General features: G+C 61.6%; 10 protein-coding genes and 1 tRNA gene. 4 read left to right on the top strand and 7 right to left on the bottom strand.

Translation table 11 applies throughout. The annotated features are described in order from the left end of the window. Window positions 1-34 precede the first annotated feature (34 nt). The 3 genes from ACFB49_RS23600 to ACFB49_RS23610 all read right to left on the bottom strand — a co-directional run bounded on the left by ACFB49_RS23600 (window position 35) and on the right by ACFB49_RS23610 (window position 7,201). Complete coding sequence (locus ACFB49_RS23600) at window positions 35-3,523, bottom strand: type ISP restriction/modification enzyme (protein WP_380874287.1); 3,489 nt, start codon at window positions 3,521-3,523, stop codon at window positions 35-37. Continuing rightward, window positions 3,523-6,684, bottom strand: coding sequence for a helicase-related protein (locus ACFB49_RS23605; RefSeq protein WP_380874288.1), 3,162 nt, complete (start codon window positions 6,682-6,684; stop codon window positions 3,523-3,525). Before ACFB49_RS23605 ends, ACFB49_RS23600 begins: the two co-directional genes overlap by 1 nt. Window positions 6,685-6,862: 178 nt before the next feature. Continuing rightward, window positions 6,863-7,201: a hypothetical protein gene (locus tag ACFB49_RS23610; protein ID WP_380874289.1), complete on the bottom strand. Its 339-nt coding sequence runs from the start codon at window positions 7,199-7,201 to the stop codon at window positions 6,863-6,865. 317 nt (window positions 7,202-7,518) lie between these two features. Here ACFB49_RS23610 and ACFB49_RS23615 point away from each other — a divergent pair. Continuing rightward, window positions 7,519-7,588 (top strand) — tRNA-Leu (locus tag ACFB49_RS23615). A 203-nt stretch (window positions 7,589-7,791) separates the two neighbouring features. Here ACFB49_RS23615 and ACFB49_RS23620 read toward each other — a convergent pair. Then, complete coding sequence (locus ACFB49_RS23620) at window positions 7,792-9,528, bottom strand: hypothetical protein (RefSeq protein WP_380874290.1); 1,737 nt, start codon at window positions 9,526-9,528, stop codon at window positions 7,792-7,794. A 284-nt stretch (window positions 9,529-9,812) separates the two neighbouring features. On the opposite strand from ACFB49_RS23620, the gene ACFB49_RS23625 reads away from it, so the two are divergent. Continuing rightward, window positions 9,813-10,772 (top strand): Tim44 domain-containing protein, encoded by a 960-nt coding sequence (locus ACFB49_RS23625; RefSeq protein WP_380874292.1) that lies wholly within the window; start codon window positions 9,813-9,815, stop codon window positions 10,770-10,772. Between the two features lie 428 nt (window positions 10,773-11,200). On the opposite strand, the gene ACFB49_RS23630 is transcribed toward ACFB49_RS23625, so the two are convergent. Beyond that, window positions 11,201-11,455 (bottom strand): hypothetical protein, encoded by a 255-nt coding sequence (locus ACFB49_RS23630; protein ID WP_380874294.1) that lies wholly within the window; start codon window positions 11,453-11,455, stop codon window positions 11,201-11,203. Between the two features lie 221 nt (window positions 11,456-11,676). On the opposite strand from ACFB49_RS23630, the gene ACFB49_RS23635 reads away from it, so the two are divergent. Both ACFB49_RS23635 and ACFB49_RS23640 read left to right on the top strand, forming a co-directional pair. Then, window positions 11,677-13,164 carry a heme peroxidase family protein gene (locus ACFB49_RS23635; RefSeq protein WP_380874295.1) on the top strand — a complete coding sequence of 496 codons (1,488 nt, stop codon included), beginning with the start codon at window positions 11,677-11,679 and terminating at the stop codon, window positions 13,162-13,164. 301 nt (window positions 13,165-13,465) lie between these two features. After that, window positions 13,466-13,888 (top strand): SRPBCC family protein, encoded by a 423-nt coding sequence (locus ACFB49_RS23640; protein WP_380880092.1) that lies wholly within the window; start codon window positions 13,466-13,468, stop codon window positions 13,886-13,888. A 46-nt stretch (window positions 13,889-13,934) separates the two neighbouring features. On the opposite strand, the gene ACFB49_RS23645 is transcribed toward ACFB49_RS23640, so the two are convergent. Then, on the bottom strand, window positions 13,935-14,525 hold the full coding sequence (locus tag ACFB49_RS23645; protein ID WP_380874297.1) for an energy transducer TonB: 591 nt from the start codon (window positions 14,523-14,525) through the stop codon (window positions 13,935-13,937). A gap of 275 nt (window positions 14,526-14,800) precedes the next feature. Next, window positions 14,801-17,053 carry an EAL domain-containing protein gene (locus tag ACFB49_RS23650; RefSeq protein ID WP_380874298.1) on the bottom strand — a complete coding sequence of 751 codons (2,253 nt, stop codon included), beginning with the start codon at window positions 17,051-17,053 and terminating at the stop codon, window positions 14,801-14,803. Between the last annotated feature and the right edge of the window lie 32 nt (window positions 17,054-17,085).

Below are 17,085 nucleotides of genomic sequence, written 5' to 3' on the forward strand. Positions count from 1 at the left end.
GACAACGACCGAGCGTGGGTTCGGACCGGCGCGTTCATTTTGCCGCCTCCGTCTTGGCATCATCGCTCATGCCCTTGAACGCCCCTGGCCAACCGCCGTGGGCGTCGATTACTCGGTCGATTTCGCCCATCAGGTCGATGGTTTTGTCCATTGCCACGATCATTCGGCGGTAGTGGAGCTGGTCGTCGGCGGTGAGGATGCGGCCAGGGTTGGCTTTCTTGCCGCCTTTCGCGGCGCGGTCCTTAAGCCATTTCTGCGCGGGCTGGTAGCCGCCTATGTGAAAGTTCCACACGCGCTCAGGCACGCCTTCGAACCAGCGATGGGCAGAGATATTGACGCGACCGCCGCTGGGCACGGTCCAGGCCGGCACTTGCTCGACGCGCGTCTCACCATGGCCGGCGAAGCGCACCTCCTTAGGGTCCTTCAGCTCGGGCGCGGTGTCGACATCGAGCAGGTGTAGCGCCACCAGCCTTGTGCCGAGCGGCACAAGCGCCTGGAACAACTCGCGCGATCCGGGCAGCGGCACGCGGGCGAAGTCGCTCTTCAGGTAATCGGCATAGCGCGCGCGATAGGCCGGCGAATGGAGCGCCGCATAGATCCAGTCGAACACGTCGCGTGGGCCGAAGGTGGCGGTGAGATCACCGCGTTCGCGCGTAGGCGGCGCAACCTGTTCACGATTGGCGAGGGACTCTGCTGCAGACGATGGTTGTTGGCTTGCGCTACCATCGTCGAAAGCGAGTCCGATCAGTTCAATTGTCCGGGAAACTACCGATGGCTGAAAATTTGGGGTGACTCCCTTTCCAACTCCGTCCGGCGCTAGAAAGAGGGGGAATACCGAGCTGGTATCGTATGCGGACACAGCCTTGTGGGCTGTAACGCGAGTTGTGCAACCCACGTCCCAGCGATCCTTGGTCACCTTCGTGGTAATTAGTGATACGTTGTTGCGGACCCCGACGATGTGTCGCATCGTCGGAAATGATCGTCCCCAGACTAGGGCGTCATTGTAAAACAGGGCTCGATAATCAAAGGGACGATAGAGCGCTTCCTCCATATCGTTTTCGATGTCCGATCTGCGCAGGCTTGCACGTGCCTTCTCGACCGACCAACCCTTCTTATCCGACACATTAAATGTCTCGAGCGCCTCTGCGTCCGTCAGATCCGGACTGCCAAAAGCCTTCACGCGATCAGCGACAATTTGTCGATCAAAATCGAGCACCAGATTGTCTCGCGCAGTTATAAAGCCCGCGCCATATTGGCGGAAAATATCAGAGACCGCCGGAAAGTTTTCGTAGCAGGAGTCACCCGTCGCATTGCCGCTAGCGAAAAGATATTTGGGCGATCGCGGAAACGGCGCTTCTCTTGTCAGTTCGTAGATCGTGTGTCCGGCTATGCGATGGTGCTTTTCGTCGCGATCGCCCCACAGATCACCTTTGGCAAATACCGGTTGCGTTTCCGGCTTTGCCACACCCAATGTGATAGCCACGCCTTGCTGAATGTCGAACACGTTTTGGTTGCTGCCGCCCTCTGGGCTCTCTTCCTGCTTTGCGCTGTTTCCGTGTAGGTCCAACACGGCCAGACCCTTGTAGGTTTTGAGAAGTTCGGACCGCATTCCACGTAAAAACAAGCTGTCAACGAAGCCGTGGCTTGTGATTGTGCAGGAGCACCCAATGCCAGAACTGGCGATCAGGCGTTCGCCGAACGCCGTAAACTTCACATAGTCGTCGTTGATCACTTTCTCGAACTGCAAAGCCGCACGCTCTTTGATCCGTACACCATCCAAGAAGCGATAACGCTGCACGACGACTTTATGCTGATCGTTCAAGTTTCCGGACTCGAGCGAATACGGCGGGTTCCCCATCACCACCGTGAACGCCTCCTCCTTGGCAGCGTTCGCCGCCTTGGCCTCGTGTGCCAGCGCAGACGACATGAACTCCAATTGCATGTCGAAGTCCTGCGCCGGCTCCAGTGCGTTGGTGAGATAGATGCGTGCGCGCTCGTCGCTGCCGAAGCGGTAGCCGGTCTCAAAGAGCTTCAACCCCAGTTTCATGTGCGCGATTGCGTAGGGCGCCATCATCAGCTCGAAGGCGTAGAGCCGCGGGAGCAGGTGGTTCGGAACATAATCGTTCCAGAGCGCGGCGATCTCCACCTTGCTCTTTCCGGCCTTGCGCCACTTCTCCTCCATCCGCGCGTAGACCAGATCCACGGTCTCGACCAGAAAGGTACCGGTCCCGGTGGCGGGATCGAGGATGCGGACGAAAGGATCGTCCTCCTTCGTGCACTCAGGCAGCTTGATCTCCGGCTTCGCCGCGATCACCTCGCCCCAAGTGGCGGTGGAGGCGAGGCCGTCTTCGAGGCCGAACTCGGTACGCAGCACCTCGTCCACCGAGCGGACGATGAAGTTGACCACCGGGCGCGGGGTGTAGAAGACGCCGCGCTGCATCCGCTTCTTCGAGTCATATTCCTTGAGGAACAGCTCGTAGAAATGGATGACCGGGTCTTCGTTGGGGTTGCGATCGTCGAAGTCGCGGAGCACCGCCTCCATGTTCGCGCGGCGCAGCATTTCGACCACGTTGTTCACGCCGAGTTCGTCGAAATCCATGCCGCCTTTGCGCCCTCCCGCGTGGAGGAAGGTTTCGAGCAGCTCTTTGAGGAATGGGTTGGTCGGCGGCGCCAGCGCAGTCGTATCGTCCGCAATCAGCGCCCCGGACTCGCGGCTGATCCGCGCCGAGAGCAGACCATAAGCGATGGTCTGCGCATACATGTCCGCAAAGTCGTCGTGTTTCAAATCGTGGATTAGCGCTTCCTTGAACGCCTTGTGCAGCGTGCGGAGCGGGCCACTGTCGTTCTCCTGTTCCAACAGCTCGTTGGCACGTCGGCGTATTTCGCGGGCAAGTCGGGCCAGTTCCTTTGCCATTGCCCTGGAGGTTGCAACCACTTCGCCCGGCTTCTCGCGGAAGCCAGCCGTCCAGCGGGCACGCCATTGCTCATCGTTCTCGCTTGGATCACGCCAGTGGAGTTTATCTTTCAGTGTCGCGTGGGTAGCCGAGAGGCGGCGGATGGTGTCGCCACTGTCCCAGCCCAGCACATTGAGCGTGGGAAGGTCGCCATGCGCCCTATCCTCGTGGAAATGCGCGAAGGCGAGGCCGCGCTCCGCCCCCGCTCCATGCGCAGCGATGAAGAGCAAGTCACCCTTGTCCCAAGCGGCCCGGCTGCCGGCATTAGCCGAGGCGCGCTTTTTTACTGCCAGATGACCCAGAATGCGGCGCAGCACTGTCACCGGGATCTTGCGGTGGGGAAGGCTGAGGAAGAAGATGCCCCAAGGCTCACGCTCGATCGGGCGGAGCTGCTTAATCTCCACTTGGCCGGCGACTTCGTCGACCTTGAGGCCGAACTCCTTGGGATCCCATTCGTAGGTAAGATCGTCGAAGCTATATTCCTCGATGGGCCAGTCCAACTGGTCGCGCAGATAGTCGATCAGCGCGGGGAAGCTGGTGATCTGATCGAGTTTGCCGGTGTCGAGCATCAGTTGAGTTCCATCCACGCCTTTAGGATCGGCTTGACGCCAGCAGGTGCCTGAACCTGTCTTAGATATGTGTTGCCGATGTGGCGCTCGATCGTCTCGCGCGCCTGACGCAGCGTGTCACGCGAGGTGTCGAGGCGGCGCTGCGTCTCCGGCGTGCTTCGGATCATGTCCGATATTTGCGCCGCGCTTTCACCGATCTGGCTGGTTGCGAGATCGAGATAATACCACGCGACGCGGCCATCCGCGTCGGTCCAATTTTCGGCCTCCTCGGCTTCGGGGTCAGGATCGGGCCGGCGACCGGGGAGCGACCAACAGAAGAAAATGCCCTTGGGCGCACCTACCAGGCGCTCGCGTCCACTGAAAATGCGGTTGGGAAGGCTCACGAGGCGCGCGTCTAGCGCAGGATCGGACAGCAGCAGGTCACGTAGCTCATTGCGTAGCCGCTCCTCGGCCGTTTCCTCGCCCTCCATTGCCTGGTTGAGGTCGCGCAGATCATCATAGTCATCGCTGGCGGTCAGCAGCTTCCTGCCCTCGATGCCAAACAGCTTGGAGATGCGGAGCGCCTTGCCAGCGACGCGATTGTAGAGGTTGAGCAGCCGATCGACATCGCCGGGCGGTAGGAAGTTCCAATAGGCGACACGCCCGCGCAGCTTCGCGACCTCCGGGTGATCCTTGACCAGCTTGGCTTCGATCGCCGGGTTCATGCGTCGGTCGACACGGCCAATCCGCTGCATCAAGCGCACTGGGTTCCAATGGAGGTCGTAGTTGATGAGGCGCGTCGCGTCCTGGAGGTTCAGGCCCTCCGACAGAACGTCGGTCGAGATGAGAACGCGGGTCTCGGGCGCTTTGCGGTCGGCGAGTTCCTGGCTCGAAGAGCCGTTATAATAGGGTGCAAAGCGCTTAATCACCTCACCACGGTCTATCTTGGTTGCAGAGTCGACTTCCTCGACACCTTCGACCCCAGCCTCGCGCAACTGATCGCGTAAGAAGCGAGCGGTGGTCATGTACTCGGTGAAGATCAGGACCTTGTGCTCTTTCAGCACCGGGTCCGTCTTGAGGAGCGTGATGAGCGCCTTCAGCTTACCGTCCTGGTCTGGCGTGAAGGCCCGAAGTTCGTGGATAAAGCGAGCAAGCTGGATGAGGTCGTTGTAGGTTTCGTCTAGGATCGCCTCCACGTCATATTGGTCGCGATCGAGCCTATCGACCGAAAGCAGCATTTCCGGCGTGACCAGGTCGTCGCCTTCCTCGCGCTCTTCATCCCGCCACGCGGCTTGGCGAGCGGCGATGAACTCGATGATGTCCTCGTGACGGTGTTTCTCGCGCTCCAGCCGGCGCTTTTCCTCTGGCGTCTCCACATGCGCCTCGGCAAAGGTGAGCAGCTTAGTGAACAGCCGTTGGCAGCTATGGTCGAAGGCAACCGTCGAGCTCTCGAGTTTCTTGAGCAGCCCGACGCGGATCAGGCGAACCACCTGTCTGCGGCGACCGCGATCGAAGTCGCTAACCGTCTCGTCGCCCACTCCTTTGGGGAAATCGTCAGGGTTGTAGATGGCGAGTGAAAGCAGAGGCCGCGAGCGAGCGAAGGCGTCCTCAACGAGTTCAAGCAGCGTGGATTGAAGAGTGCTGCTTTTGTAATTGGCGACAATTGGATCGTCGCGGACGGGGAAGACAGCCGCTCCCTTGGTTTCCTTCAGCTGACTTGCCTTCACATAAGCCCGGCTTCGCTGCACGACGAGCTCACTCACGATCGGGTCGAGGGCGAAGACCTCGTGCGCTTCGCCGCTCATCACGTCCTCATCCACGGCGAAGAGGTCACCCTGCGCATCGGATGACGCTTCGCCGCTCGCTTGGCGGATTTTTTTCTCTAGCGATCGGAAATGACCCTTCAGCGAATGGATGCCGAGAGGGGCGCGTTTCAGCTTCTCGCCGTCGCCCGCAAAAAGCCCAATCAGGTGCATGAGGTCGAGGATGCTGTTGTTCACCGGGGTTGCGGTAAGCAGGTACATTTCCTTGCCCTGCGCGATCCGTTGCAACGTGCGGTAGCGGGACTCGCTGCGCTGGCCTTCGCCGGCCACGCCAGGGTTGCGAAAGTTATGCGCCTCGTCGATGATGATCGCGTCGGCTTGATCGGCGACCTGCTGGAGTTCCTCGGACAGCTTGTCGCGGCTCAGGTCCGTGTGGTTCATGATCTTGAGGTTGCTGAACACGCCATCGGCGAGCCGGGGCAGATACTTACGCAGATTGGCGATCCATACCGACTCGCGCGCCGATTTAGGCACGAGCAACAGCACCTTTTTGCGCTCATGTTGAACCAGGCGCTCAAGCACCATTAGGCCCACGAAGGTCTTGCCGAGACCGACGCCATCGCAGAGAAAGGCGCCGCCATAGCGCCTCGCGATCTTCATCAGGGCACCGTAGCCTTCGCGCTGATAACCGTCGAGCAGCGGCCAGATCATTGACTGCTGCTTCTCCCACTCACCAGCGGAAAGCTCCTTGTGCGCAAAATATTCCAACAAGGAGCGGGCATAGATGTCGAATGGCGTGAACTCTTGGATGTGCCGTTCGACCGTCCGGAGCATCTCCGGCGTAACGTCTTCGGCTTCCTCCCAGTGTTCCTCATACCACTCCTGCAGAACGCTCACAGGCTGACCGGTGATCTGCACGTTGAGCTCGATGTTTTGCGTGAGGCCAGGGCGCGTGAAGTTGGATGAGCCAACCAATGCGGCCGATCCGATAACCTCCTGCCTAGCGTGGGTGATGTATGCTTTGGCGTGGAATTTCGCCTTGCGATACACGCGGGCCCGTATCTTTCCCGTGCGCAGAGACTCGGCAATCGCGGGAACGCCGCTTAGGAAGTCATTCTTTTCCTTTTCGGCTTCCAGGCTATCGTTCAATCGGGTGACGCGCTCGCTGACAGCGCGTTGGAAAGCATTTTTGGTACGACGACTGACTTCGTCGCCCATGAGGATGCGGATCGCGTCGACCTTCTGCCACTCCTCATCGAGAGCGAGAAGGGAGCCGATCTCCCAATAGGCCGTGGCAACGTCGATGCCCTTGGATAGACCGCACCAATCGTGGAGGTAGCGTTGGGCCTTCCAGTCCTCGTCCCTATTGTCGACGATGAACAATTCGCTTCCGGTACGCACGCTGTTACGCTTCGGCATTAGTTCCCCCTGTTTTCGAAGCTTAGGCGGAGGTTGCTTCAGCGGCAACGCTGTATGACGGGGCTGTAGAACGAAATCGCTGGCATCGCACCACGGGCCAAGATGGAGCACGAGCGACCATCGCTCCTGCGGCCGCACATACGAGCACTCGGAAATCCGCAGTCTGTGAAAGCTTCGGTCACTGCCATTCCTCGTCGGCCTCGGAGTGAAGCGCGACACCATAGACCGCGCCAGATCCATATCGAAGCTTTGAAGCGACAAAGCTGATGAACTGGATCCGACCGGCTTGCGCGACTAAGACAAGTTCCGACATCCGCTCAACAGGCACGAAAATGTAAGCCTCAAGCACATCGCCTCTCCCCGACAAATTGCCGAGGCAGCGAGCCGCAGCGGTGAGAGGTTCTTCCAATATGCCCTGTCTGGCGCTCAGGGTCACCTTACCCAAGGCGTATTTGCTGCGCTCTGTCCGAATGAGCTCACCTGCGAAATCGAGTGTCGCCAGCTCTGAATAGGCCATTCCGTCCCACCGGCTCTTTGGATCACTTGAGCGAAGGGAGTAATCGTAGCCCCAGGCGGTCACCTTAAGAACGTGATGAACGCGCTCAACGTCGGTTCGTGACCGGCCTTTTCGCACGCTCGTCGACCTTGGCGCTTTGGTCACGTACTTGACTCCGGCAGGGCCTGAAATTTTCCGTATCTGTTTCTTAAAGCTTAGGATTTTCTACGACGTCACCCGCAGTGGTCGGTCGGGTCAGGGTGAACCAACCACTGAAACGGAACAAGGTCATAAAGGCGACAAATGGGACAAAGCTGATGCTGGATACCGCAAAAAACGGGAGATTTGCGCGGGTGAGCTGTGTTGACATCGCAGGGGTCGCAAGTTCAATCCTTGCCACGCCCACCATTCAAAAAGCCCGTCAACTCAATGAGTTGGCGGGCTTTTTCATATGTTTCGGGCGTCGCAACATCTCCATCACGAATCGTGCCCGGACATTCCGGTTCGAAGATCGCATAGTGGCTGCCGATCTTGGGACAACATGCGGTGCCCGAGAGTGGGTGGGTGCGGATGCATTTTGGCGTTCTTTATGCAAAGGCGAAGATAGACCGCTAATCGCGTCGCGGATCGAACGTCTGCGCCGCCTTCCTTGCGACGCGCTCGACATATTGTGCTGATGTGCCCGAGCGGTTGGCCGGCTTGACGACACGCTCGAGTGGCATGCCCATCGCAACCAATGTCACGTCCCAATCTTCTCCACGGAGCCGTTGCAGCCGTTCGTGGCGCGCGAAGAGACTTTCGACCTGCGGCAAGGCCGGGCGGGCCGACGCACCGAGGGCGCGCAAGGCCCTTCGAACGGCATTGATCGCTTCGCTGGCATCGCCATAGCCATACTTCCCGGGATCGACCGTTGCATGCTCTTCGAGCAACCTCAGGAGATCCGGCAGTGCTTCGGGGCCACGATCCGCCTGGCGCGCGATGATGGCCGTTGCGTAACGGCTTACATCGGGATCGGCCAAGATCGTCGCTTCTTCCGGCGTTTCTATCGCAAAGGCGCCAGCCGGAAGTTCACGAAGGGCACGGCCCCACTGTTTGTTCTCGCGGGCGCCTTCGCGGTCCATGATGCGGGCTTCGACAAGCCGACGGACACGCGACCCGTCATCGCCCATGGCGCGTAACGCAGCCCATAATCCGTCGGCACTCCTTATCCGTCGATCCGCAACGACTCGCTCGACGATGACGGCGTCGCTCGCGGTCATAGCTTTTGCCCGTTCAAAAGATGCGAGCCATTGGTTTGCGAGGCGGAAGGCCGCGTCGTCAGCGGCCCGAGACGGGTCGTCGAGGGCCCGGACGAGCTCGGCTCGCGCCTTGGCCATGGCCGCCTCACGATCGACGCCCCGCGCAATGTTCGTGTGGGTGACCACCTGCTTTTCAAATTCGAGTTGGGCGTATCGAGCGGGATGCGCGAGAGTGCGGGTCGACCATTCCATCCGTCCGCTTTCGATCCCACCCGTGTAGGTCGAGATGAGGGGCGCCGCTGGGGCGGCAATGGAAGCCACCTGGCGCCTTAGCAGGACGTTTCCGCGGTTGTCGCGCAGTTGACCAGTCTCGATCCGCCCGGCACGCGGAGATAGCGACCAGGGGCCGGGACGGCCGTCGTGGACCGGTCGTTCGCTTGTTTCGATCACAAAGGCGGGCGGCGGCGCATCATCGTCACTGACAAGCTTCACCCCGGCCGCCAGTCGCAGATTCCATGCTGCTTCCAGGGCTCGCGGACCTGCCGACCAGTCTCCGGGCACTTTTTCCGCCGACGGATCATCGAAGCCGAAGCCATTTGGTATCACCGCCTCGCCCGGCGCAGCAACGGGAACAAGCCGCCAGGTGCGGATGCTATCCTTCTTTTGTCCCTTGATCACGATCGTCACGCCCGTGACTCCCGGCGTGGTCAGCAGGGCAACGCACAAATTGTCGCAACGGTTCTCAAACCTACGCTCAACGCGAATATGTCCGTCCAGCGCGATCGGCGCGGGGGGCTGGATGTCGGGAAGAACTGCATCGGCAAGCAATGCTCTGGCCCGCGCCAGACCGGGTTGCGGTAACGCCCAGAACAGCGCGAGCGTCAGCGAAGCGCTGCATATGAAGAGGAGAAATCCGGAGAGAAAGGCTCCCAGGACAAAGCGGATAACCCCGAAAGCAAGACCGTAGAGGAAAGCCGATGGCGCAAATGCAAGGATGAGACCGGGCACGATGCCGAGGAAAAGACCGAGCACCACCAGGCTGGGGACGGAAATCGCCACGGCAGCCAGCAGGCCGGTAACAATAAGATAGAGGCCGAGCATCAGCTTCATGCCAGCCGCAATAGATTTCCTCGTTTAATTATTGGTGTGAACATTTCGCTCGACGGGGACCTTATTGCCGATCACCTCTTGGCCCCTAGGCGCAGCGCCTGTAGCCGAACCGAACGGTGATGCGGGAAAACCGACGCTCCTTCGTCGAGCAGCAATTTGTCACATCGCAAGACGATGAGGCGGCCTAGTTGGGTCTCGGAGCTGGGCCGGAGCCTGATCATTGGGGCCAACGCCTGATGCGATTGCGGTTGCCCAACCTATATGGTGGAGCAGAAGGAGTTGAGATGGCAGGTAAAAGATTTCAATATTTTGGCGCTCTTACAGCGGGGCTCGCCGTTTCTGTGATGTTGGCGGCGCCGGCCGATGCGCGGCGCGGCGGCAGCTTTGGCAGTCGGGGTTCGCGGACGCATGATGCGCCGACGGCAACCGCGACGGCGCCCAATCGGGTCGCGCCGGTCCAGCGCAGCATGACGGAAAACAGGAACCCGGCGCAGGGATCGGCAGCGCGTTCGCCGATGGCAAAGCCCGCTGCGGCCAAATCGGGTGGCCTGGCCAAGGGGCTGATCGGGGGCTTGATCGCCGGCGGTCTGATCGGTGCGCTGTTGGGCAACGGCTTTGGCTCGCTGGCCGGCGCCGGCTTCCTGATGGCGCTGTTACAGATCGCCTTGGTGGGCGGCCTCGCCTGGTTCCTATTGCGCATGTTCCGGCGCAAGCCGGTGCTGGCTGCCGCGCATAGCGGTGGCGTAGTATCGCCATTCACGGGCGGGCCGCAGCCGGTCGCCTCGGCATCGGCGGCGCCGTTCGCGACGGCTTATGCCACGACGGCGGGCGAAGATCGCGACATTCCGATCGAGCTGTCCGACAAGGCCGCGTTCGAGCGGCTTCTGGCCGCGGTGCAGGACGCATTTGGGCGGGAGGATTATGCCCGCCTCCGCGAGCTGACGACGCCCGAGGTGATGTCCTATTTCGCCGAGGAGCTGAGCCGGAACGCTACCAACGGGCGGCGTAACCAGGTAACCGGAACTGAGCTGATCGCGGCCGATGTCGCTGAGGCGTGGCGCGAGCATGATACGGACTATGCGACGATCGCGATGCGCTATGCGAGCATCGACGTTATGGTGGATCGCGCCACCGGAACGGTGATCGAGGGCGATCCGACGAATCCCACCGAGACGGCCGAGCTGTGGACGTTTGTGCGCAAGTCCGGGGACGTGTGGCGCCTTTCGGCTGTCCAGGCTGCCTGAGGCAGGATGCGGTGACGGCGGGGACCTCAAGCGCCCCGCCATCTGATAGTGCGTGGATGCGGCGACACCGCTGACGCGGCCACGATGCACGCCTGCTGTCGCCGCCATAGCAGCGTCGGATGGCATCAAAGGACATCTGATAGCTGCCGTCGCCAGTCATCGAGCTTCGCCGTTCGCTTGGCGACGTGCCGCTGATCGCTGGGTGCAGTCGAAGCATATTCCGACTGGCTTGATGAAGGGCCGCAACCCGGCGAACCCCAAGCGTGCGGCAAGATGCTCACGTTCGAGCATAAGGAGATCGCGGACGCAGGCCCCTGATCTCGTCCCGATGCGTGGCCGACAGCTCCGCCAACACCTCTCTCGCGCGCAATGTCATTTGCAACTGCGCGCGCCGTCGATTCGTTATCGCGCGGTATGTCCGCCGCGCTTCAGGCCAGCAGCCAATGGGCGAACGTCATCATCCCTGCGATGGTGATGCCGAAAATCATGATCATGACGCCGGCTATGCGCAGCGCGTAGACGACCGGATCATCCTTTGCCGGAACCGCAAGGCGTTCTGTCTCCCCAGCGCGCCTGAACATTCGCCACCAGCGGCGCACCGTCATCGGGCGGAACGCCATCAGGAAACCCGATATGGCGAAGACGATGCCCAGAATGTCGATGATCAGGACGTAGATAGGCATCGCTCTTCCTGTGCCTGGCCGGCCGGAGCCGGCAAGAAGGATAGCATTTCATCGCAGGAAGAAACGCCTTCGTCTTGCCGAATGCCGCTTTGGTAGGATTGTCCGTTGCGATCCCGAAGGTTCAGTTAAACCCATCAACAGGCTCGCTAAAATGACCACGCTCACGGTGAGGAGCGGGCGTCGACCTCCATTCAAACAGTAACTGTTGCAGGAGAGTGAGCATGGCCCATCATGGTGTCTACCCGCACGATATCGTGCCTCCCCGTTCGCATTATTATGATTCCGGCCGCTTCGGCCGCCTGTTTGGCAAGCTCCCGGCCTTTGCATCCGACACGCCCGATGTCCGGGCAGCCTTGCTCGAAATCGGCAAAGCGGGCGGCATCATGGATGCCAAGGACAAATTGTCCGAAGGGCCGGTCAAGCTGATCACCGATCCCACGCTTTCCGCGAAGAATTCCGACAATCCGACGCTCACGGCGGGATTCACCTTCCTCGGCCAGTTTCTCGATCATGACATGACGTTCGATCCGACATCGAGCCTCGAACGGCAGTCGGACCCGGAGCATATCGCCAATTTCCGGACGCCTAGCCTCGCCCTCGACAATGTCTATGGCGCCGGGCCAGGCGGCAGCCCGCACCTCTACGATCAGGGGCCGGGCAAGGGCATCAAGTTCCTGCTCGAGGAGACCGGCACGGCCGGCAAGCAGGACGTGCCGCGCAACAGCCAGAATGTTGCGCTGATCGGCGATCCCCGCGACGACGAGAATCTGATCATTTCACAGCTGCAGGTGGCGTTCCTCAAATTCCACAATGCCGCGGTCGAGCATGTGAAGACGAAGATCAAGCTGACGGCGCCCGACCAGATATTCGCCGAGGCGCAGCGCATCGTCCGCTGGCACTATCAGTGGATCATCGTCCACGAGTTTTTGAAGAAGACCTGTGGCGAGGCGGCCGTGAACGACGTGCTCGAGAATGGGCGCAAATTCTACAAGTGGCACAACGACCCGTTCATCCCGGTCGAGTTCTCGGTGGCCGCCTATCGCTTCGGCCACAGCCAGGTCCGGCCATCCTATCGCGCCAACTTCACCGGCAATCCCGGCAGCCAACCCTTTTTCGGCATGATCTTCACGCCCACGCCGTCCAATCCGCTGGATCCGGACGATCTGTCCGGCGGCTGCCGGGCGCCGCGGCGCTTCATCGACTGGCCGACCTTCTTCGATTTTCGCGACGGATCGGTGCGGCCCAACAAGAAGATCGATACGACGCTTTCGACCGCCTTGTTCAAGCTGCCAGGCTCGGTTGTCTCCAATCCGGATGCCAAGACCAACCCGTCGTCGCTGGCCCAGCGCAATCTGCTGCGCCATCTGACCTTCTCGCTGCCATCGGGTCAGCGCGTCGCCAAGGCCATGAATCTGCCCGTCCTCTCCAAGGGCGATCTGGGCGATCTCAAACAATATGGCCTCGATGATCGCACGCCTCTGTGGTTCTACATATTGCGTGAAGCGGGCGTGATCGAGAATGGCGAGCGTCTCGGTCCGGTCGGCGGGCGCATCATTACCGAGGTGTTCCTCGGCCTGATCCAGGGTGACCGAACATCCTATCTGTCGCAGGAACCGGACTGGGAGCCCTTCCTGCCGACCGTCGACACCTCGAAGCAAGGCGAGGATTTCAGTATGGTCGATCTGCTGCGCTTTGCAGGCGTGGCCTGACCGCGAACCGGAGGGTGGCGAGGCCACCCTCCGATCACTCGTATAGGTGAAAAGTCACCCCTCTGCCGATGCAGGATCGAAGACCGAACCCGGATGAAGTCCTCTATCTGAGCCAACGCAACACGGCCGGCCATTTTTGTCCGCGGGTCTGCTCAGGATCGCCGCGGCATATTCAGCCGCGCTCGCGCATAATTTATGCTCGCCCGAACCTCGATGGTGCGACGGCTTCGCGCGGTAGCGCGGGCCAGCGATCAACGTGCTTTTTCAGGCAAGAGATGGATAGGACAGCCTCGTGAAAGATATGAATCTGAAAATCGAAAAGGACTTTGACTTTCAAGGCGCGCGCGTTTGGGAGGTCCTGGGCGATTTTGGCAATATCGCCTGGGCCGCCCCCGGCATTCAGATCGACCGGATTGGAGAGGGTCCGGGCATGATCCGTCGCCTGCACATGCCTGGCATGGAGCCGATCGACGAGGTGCTCGAAGCCATCGATCACGGAGAGCATCGCTTCAGTTACACAATCCCCCGCGGTCTGCCGATGCCGATCACCGACTATCGGGCGGTCGTGCAAGTCGAGGCGCTGGGCGACGATAGCTGCCGCGTGCATTGGAGCGCGGTGGGCGTGGCGACGGGCGATTTCACGGGTGAGCAGGCAGCCGAGATCCTGAGCGGGGCATATGGGCAGATGCTGGAAGCGCTGCAGGCTCACCTCAGCCAGGCGTAGAATCCTGGCCCGGCCGCAGTGGTAAGGGTGAAGCCGGGCGCAGCGATCAATTCTGCGTCCGGACCCGATCATGGGAGACCCAGGTATAGGCTTCCTCCATCACTTCGGTGACGGCCACGCCTTGGCCGTCGCGGGCGGGCCTGAAGCGATAGCGATCGATGATGACGCGGCATGTCATCGCGTCCAGTTCGGGATAACCGCTTGGCGCGATGATCTCGCATTGATCGACCCGGCCGGCGGGGCCGACGGCGAAGCGAACACCCACCCTGAGCGGGGTAGCCCCCTCGGCCGATTCCGGGAAATCGGAATTCCGGAATCGACCGCGAATCTGCCGAGCCTCGGTAAAATCCTCGGCATCGCCGCCTCCTGCGCCGGCGCCCGTGCCCGCGCCGCCCGAACCGTCCCCCTCACTGCCCAGGCCGTCGCCTTCCGCGATTCCTCCGCCGGCTGGAATGGAGGGGGTGGGCAGGCGGAATGGGGGAACGGAAAGTTCAGGCACGTGCGCGACACTGTCGATCGCAACGCCCTCTGGAGCAGCGATATCGGCGTTTCGCGTCGTGTGGCTCCCGGGCTCCGACCGCGAGGGTCTGGCAGGAGGGATCGGCGCGGGCGGCGGAGCCAGCTCGATCAGCAGCATCGGCTCGGAATTCCGTGGGCTCTCGCTTCCGGGGATCGAGCCGAGGCCCAGGAGCAGACCATATCCAAGCGCGATGTGGATCAGGGCGGCGGCGGCGGCGGATGCGATCCTGGCCTTATCGCTCGACCGGGCGGAGGAGGCACCGACCATATCGCGCTCCGTGAAATGGAAACGAAGCGCGGCCCCGGTCATCACCCTCGCGCCAGCGTCCGTCCATGAAGAAAATCGGTAGGGCCATGTCAGGTTCCCTCAGCCGATGCGCGGCAGCCGATTCATCAGGTCGCGGGAACGGCAGCGGCGAGAGGCGTCGCCGCGTCGTCTCCTGCCAGGTTCGCGCACAATATCTCGATCGGCATTGGCCGTCCGAAATGCCAACCCTGGAGCTGCGAGCATCCGGCCCGGCATGCGAGTTCAGCCTGAAGCGGGGTTTCGACCCCCTCGGCGGTGACCTCGAGTTCCAGCAGGCGGCCCAGCGCCGCAATCACGCCGACAAGCTCGGCGGCTGATCCGCGTTCCGATATGGGGGCGATGAATTGCTTGTCGATCTTCAGCCGGTCGAAGCTGAGCTGTCGCAGATAGCCGATGCTGGCATAGCCGGCACCGAAATCGTCGAGAGCGATCGAGATGCCGAGCAGCCGAAGCTCCCGCAAAATATCGGCGGCCGCCTCCGGGCGTCTCAACAGGAACTGTTCGGTGATTTCCAGTTCAAGCCGCTCGGCCGGAAAGCCGGTTTGATCGAGGGCTTCACTGATCTCCGCACCCAATCTGCTGTCCCAGAACTGCGCCGGCGATAGATTGACGGCGAGGGAAACCGGCAGGGGAAGGACGTCACGGCAGGCGCGCTGCAGCACGGCCTGGCCAAGCGCGCTGATCAAGCCACTGCGTTCGGCGAGCGGAATGAAGACGTCGGGCGGCACGTCGCCGTGACGCATGTGGCGCCATCGGGCCAGGGCTTCCACCGCCACGATAGCCCTGCTGTGGGCATCGACGATCGGCTGGTAGACGACGTCGATCGCATTCCCCTCAATGGCTTCGCGCAGATCGGCTTCCAGCTCGACGCGGACATGATGATGGGCGTCCATCTCGGGCCGGTAGGACCGCCAGCAGCGCTTTCCGTCCGCTTTCGCCGCATACATGGCGGCGTCGGCATGGCGCATGATGTCGTCCTCATCGTCCATGCTGTGCGCCGGGCGATCGACGCAGCCGATGCTGACGCCGAGATCGACCCAGAAATCGCCGGTGGAGAAGGGCGTCGCAAAGGCATCGATCACCGCCTCGGCCATATGCGCCTGACCCTGCGCGTGATTGCCCCTGACGAGGACCGCGAATTCATCGCCGCCTGCCCGCGCAGCAAAAGCATAAGGCAAGGCTGCGGTTATGCGCTGCGCCGCCTGCCGCAGCAGCTTGTCCCCTGCGCCATGCCCGTAGAGATCATTGGCATCCTTGAAGCCGTCGAGATCCATGTAGAGCAGCCTCACCGGCTCCATGGCTGCCACGGCCTGGCTGATCCGCTCCATCAGGGCGCGTCGGTTGGGAAGACCCGTGAGTGCATCGTGGAGCGCCTGATAGCGCGCCCGCGCTTCGCTGACCTGCAGCGCCTCGACGGTACGCGCGCCACGTTTGACGACGATGCCGGCCGCAATGATGGTGAGCAAGGCAACCGCAAGCGTGGCGGGCAAGGCATCCCTTCTAAGCGCGGTTCCGGGCTGGGCCGGATGCCAGCTGAGCCAGGCATCGAGCGGAGCATTGTCGCTTGGCAGTTCGATCCGCGGGGCTGGTGGGGGGCGATCCAGATGCAGCCGAAGCCCCTGGAGACTTTCATCGGCCGCCATGCGGGCAAGGAACGCACCGTCAATCCGCTGGGCCACGACAAGCAGCGATACCGGACCCTTGCCCAACCGGACCTTGTCGGTCAGCGGGACGATCTGCGCCACCGAATAGACGTAGAGATCGTCGCCGGCGCGGCTGTAGCCGCCGATGATCGGGGCGCCCGTCGGCGTCATCGTGCGCACCCGTGCGACGCCCTTGGAAAAACCCTGGCCGAGCACGCGACGCGCATCGAGGCGAACCGTCTTCCCCTTCTGGCTGGCGAAGACCGTCCGGTCTGCCCCGTCGAGCGTGAAGATATAGGTATAGCCTTGGGTTTCCCCGAGATAGGCGACGACATTGTCGGCCATCCAGGCGGGATCGAGGTCGCGCGCGATGTGGCGAACCGCTTCGTCCCATTTGGCATAATCCTGCAGGTCGCGAATGGTGAGTGCGACTGCGGTATCGAGCGCAGTGGCAAGCCCCTGGCGTTCGCGGGCCAGCTGCAATCGGTCCTGCGATGACGTGGATATGACAAGCACGCCGACGATGCAGCCGAAGCAGATGCCGAGCAGCATCAGGATGGGCCAGAGATACTGTGCCGGGACGTGTCGGCGCAGACCGCGCCAGTCGAACTTGCGGCCTTTGGACCCTGGCATCCGGCCTTGGCGGACGGGCGGCTTGCCGGCGGTCTGGTCATACACCTGATTCACGGTCGCCACCTCTGCCCCCAGCTTATCTTTTAGCCTGGACA

Source organism: Sphingomonas sp. DBB INV C78, from assembly GCF_042693015.1.
Taxonomy (GTDB): Bacteria; Pseudomonadota; Alphaproteobacteria; order Sphingomonadales; family Sphingomonadaceae; genus Sphingomonas_E.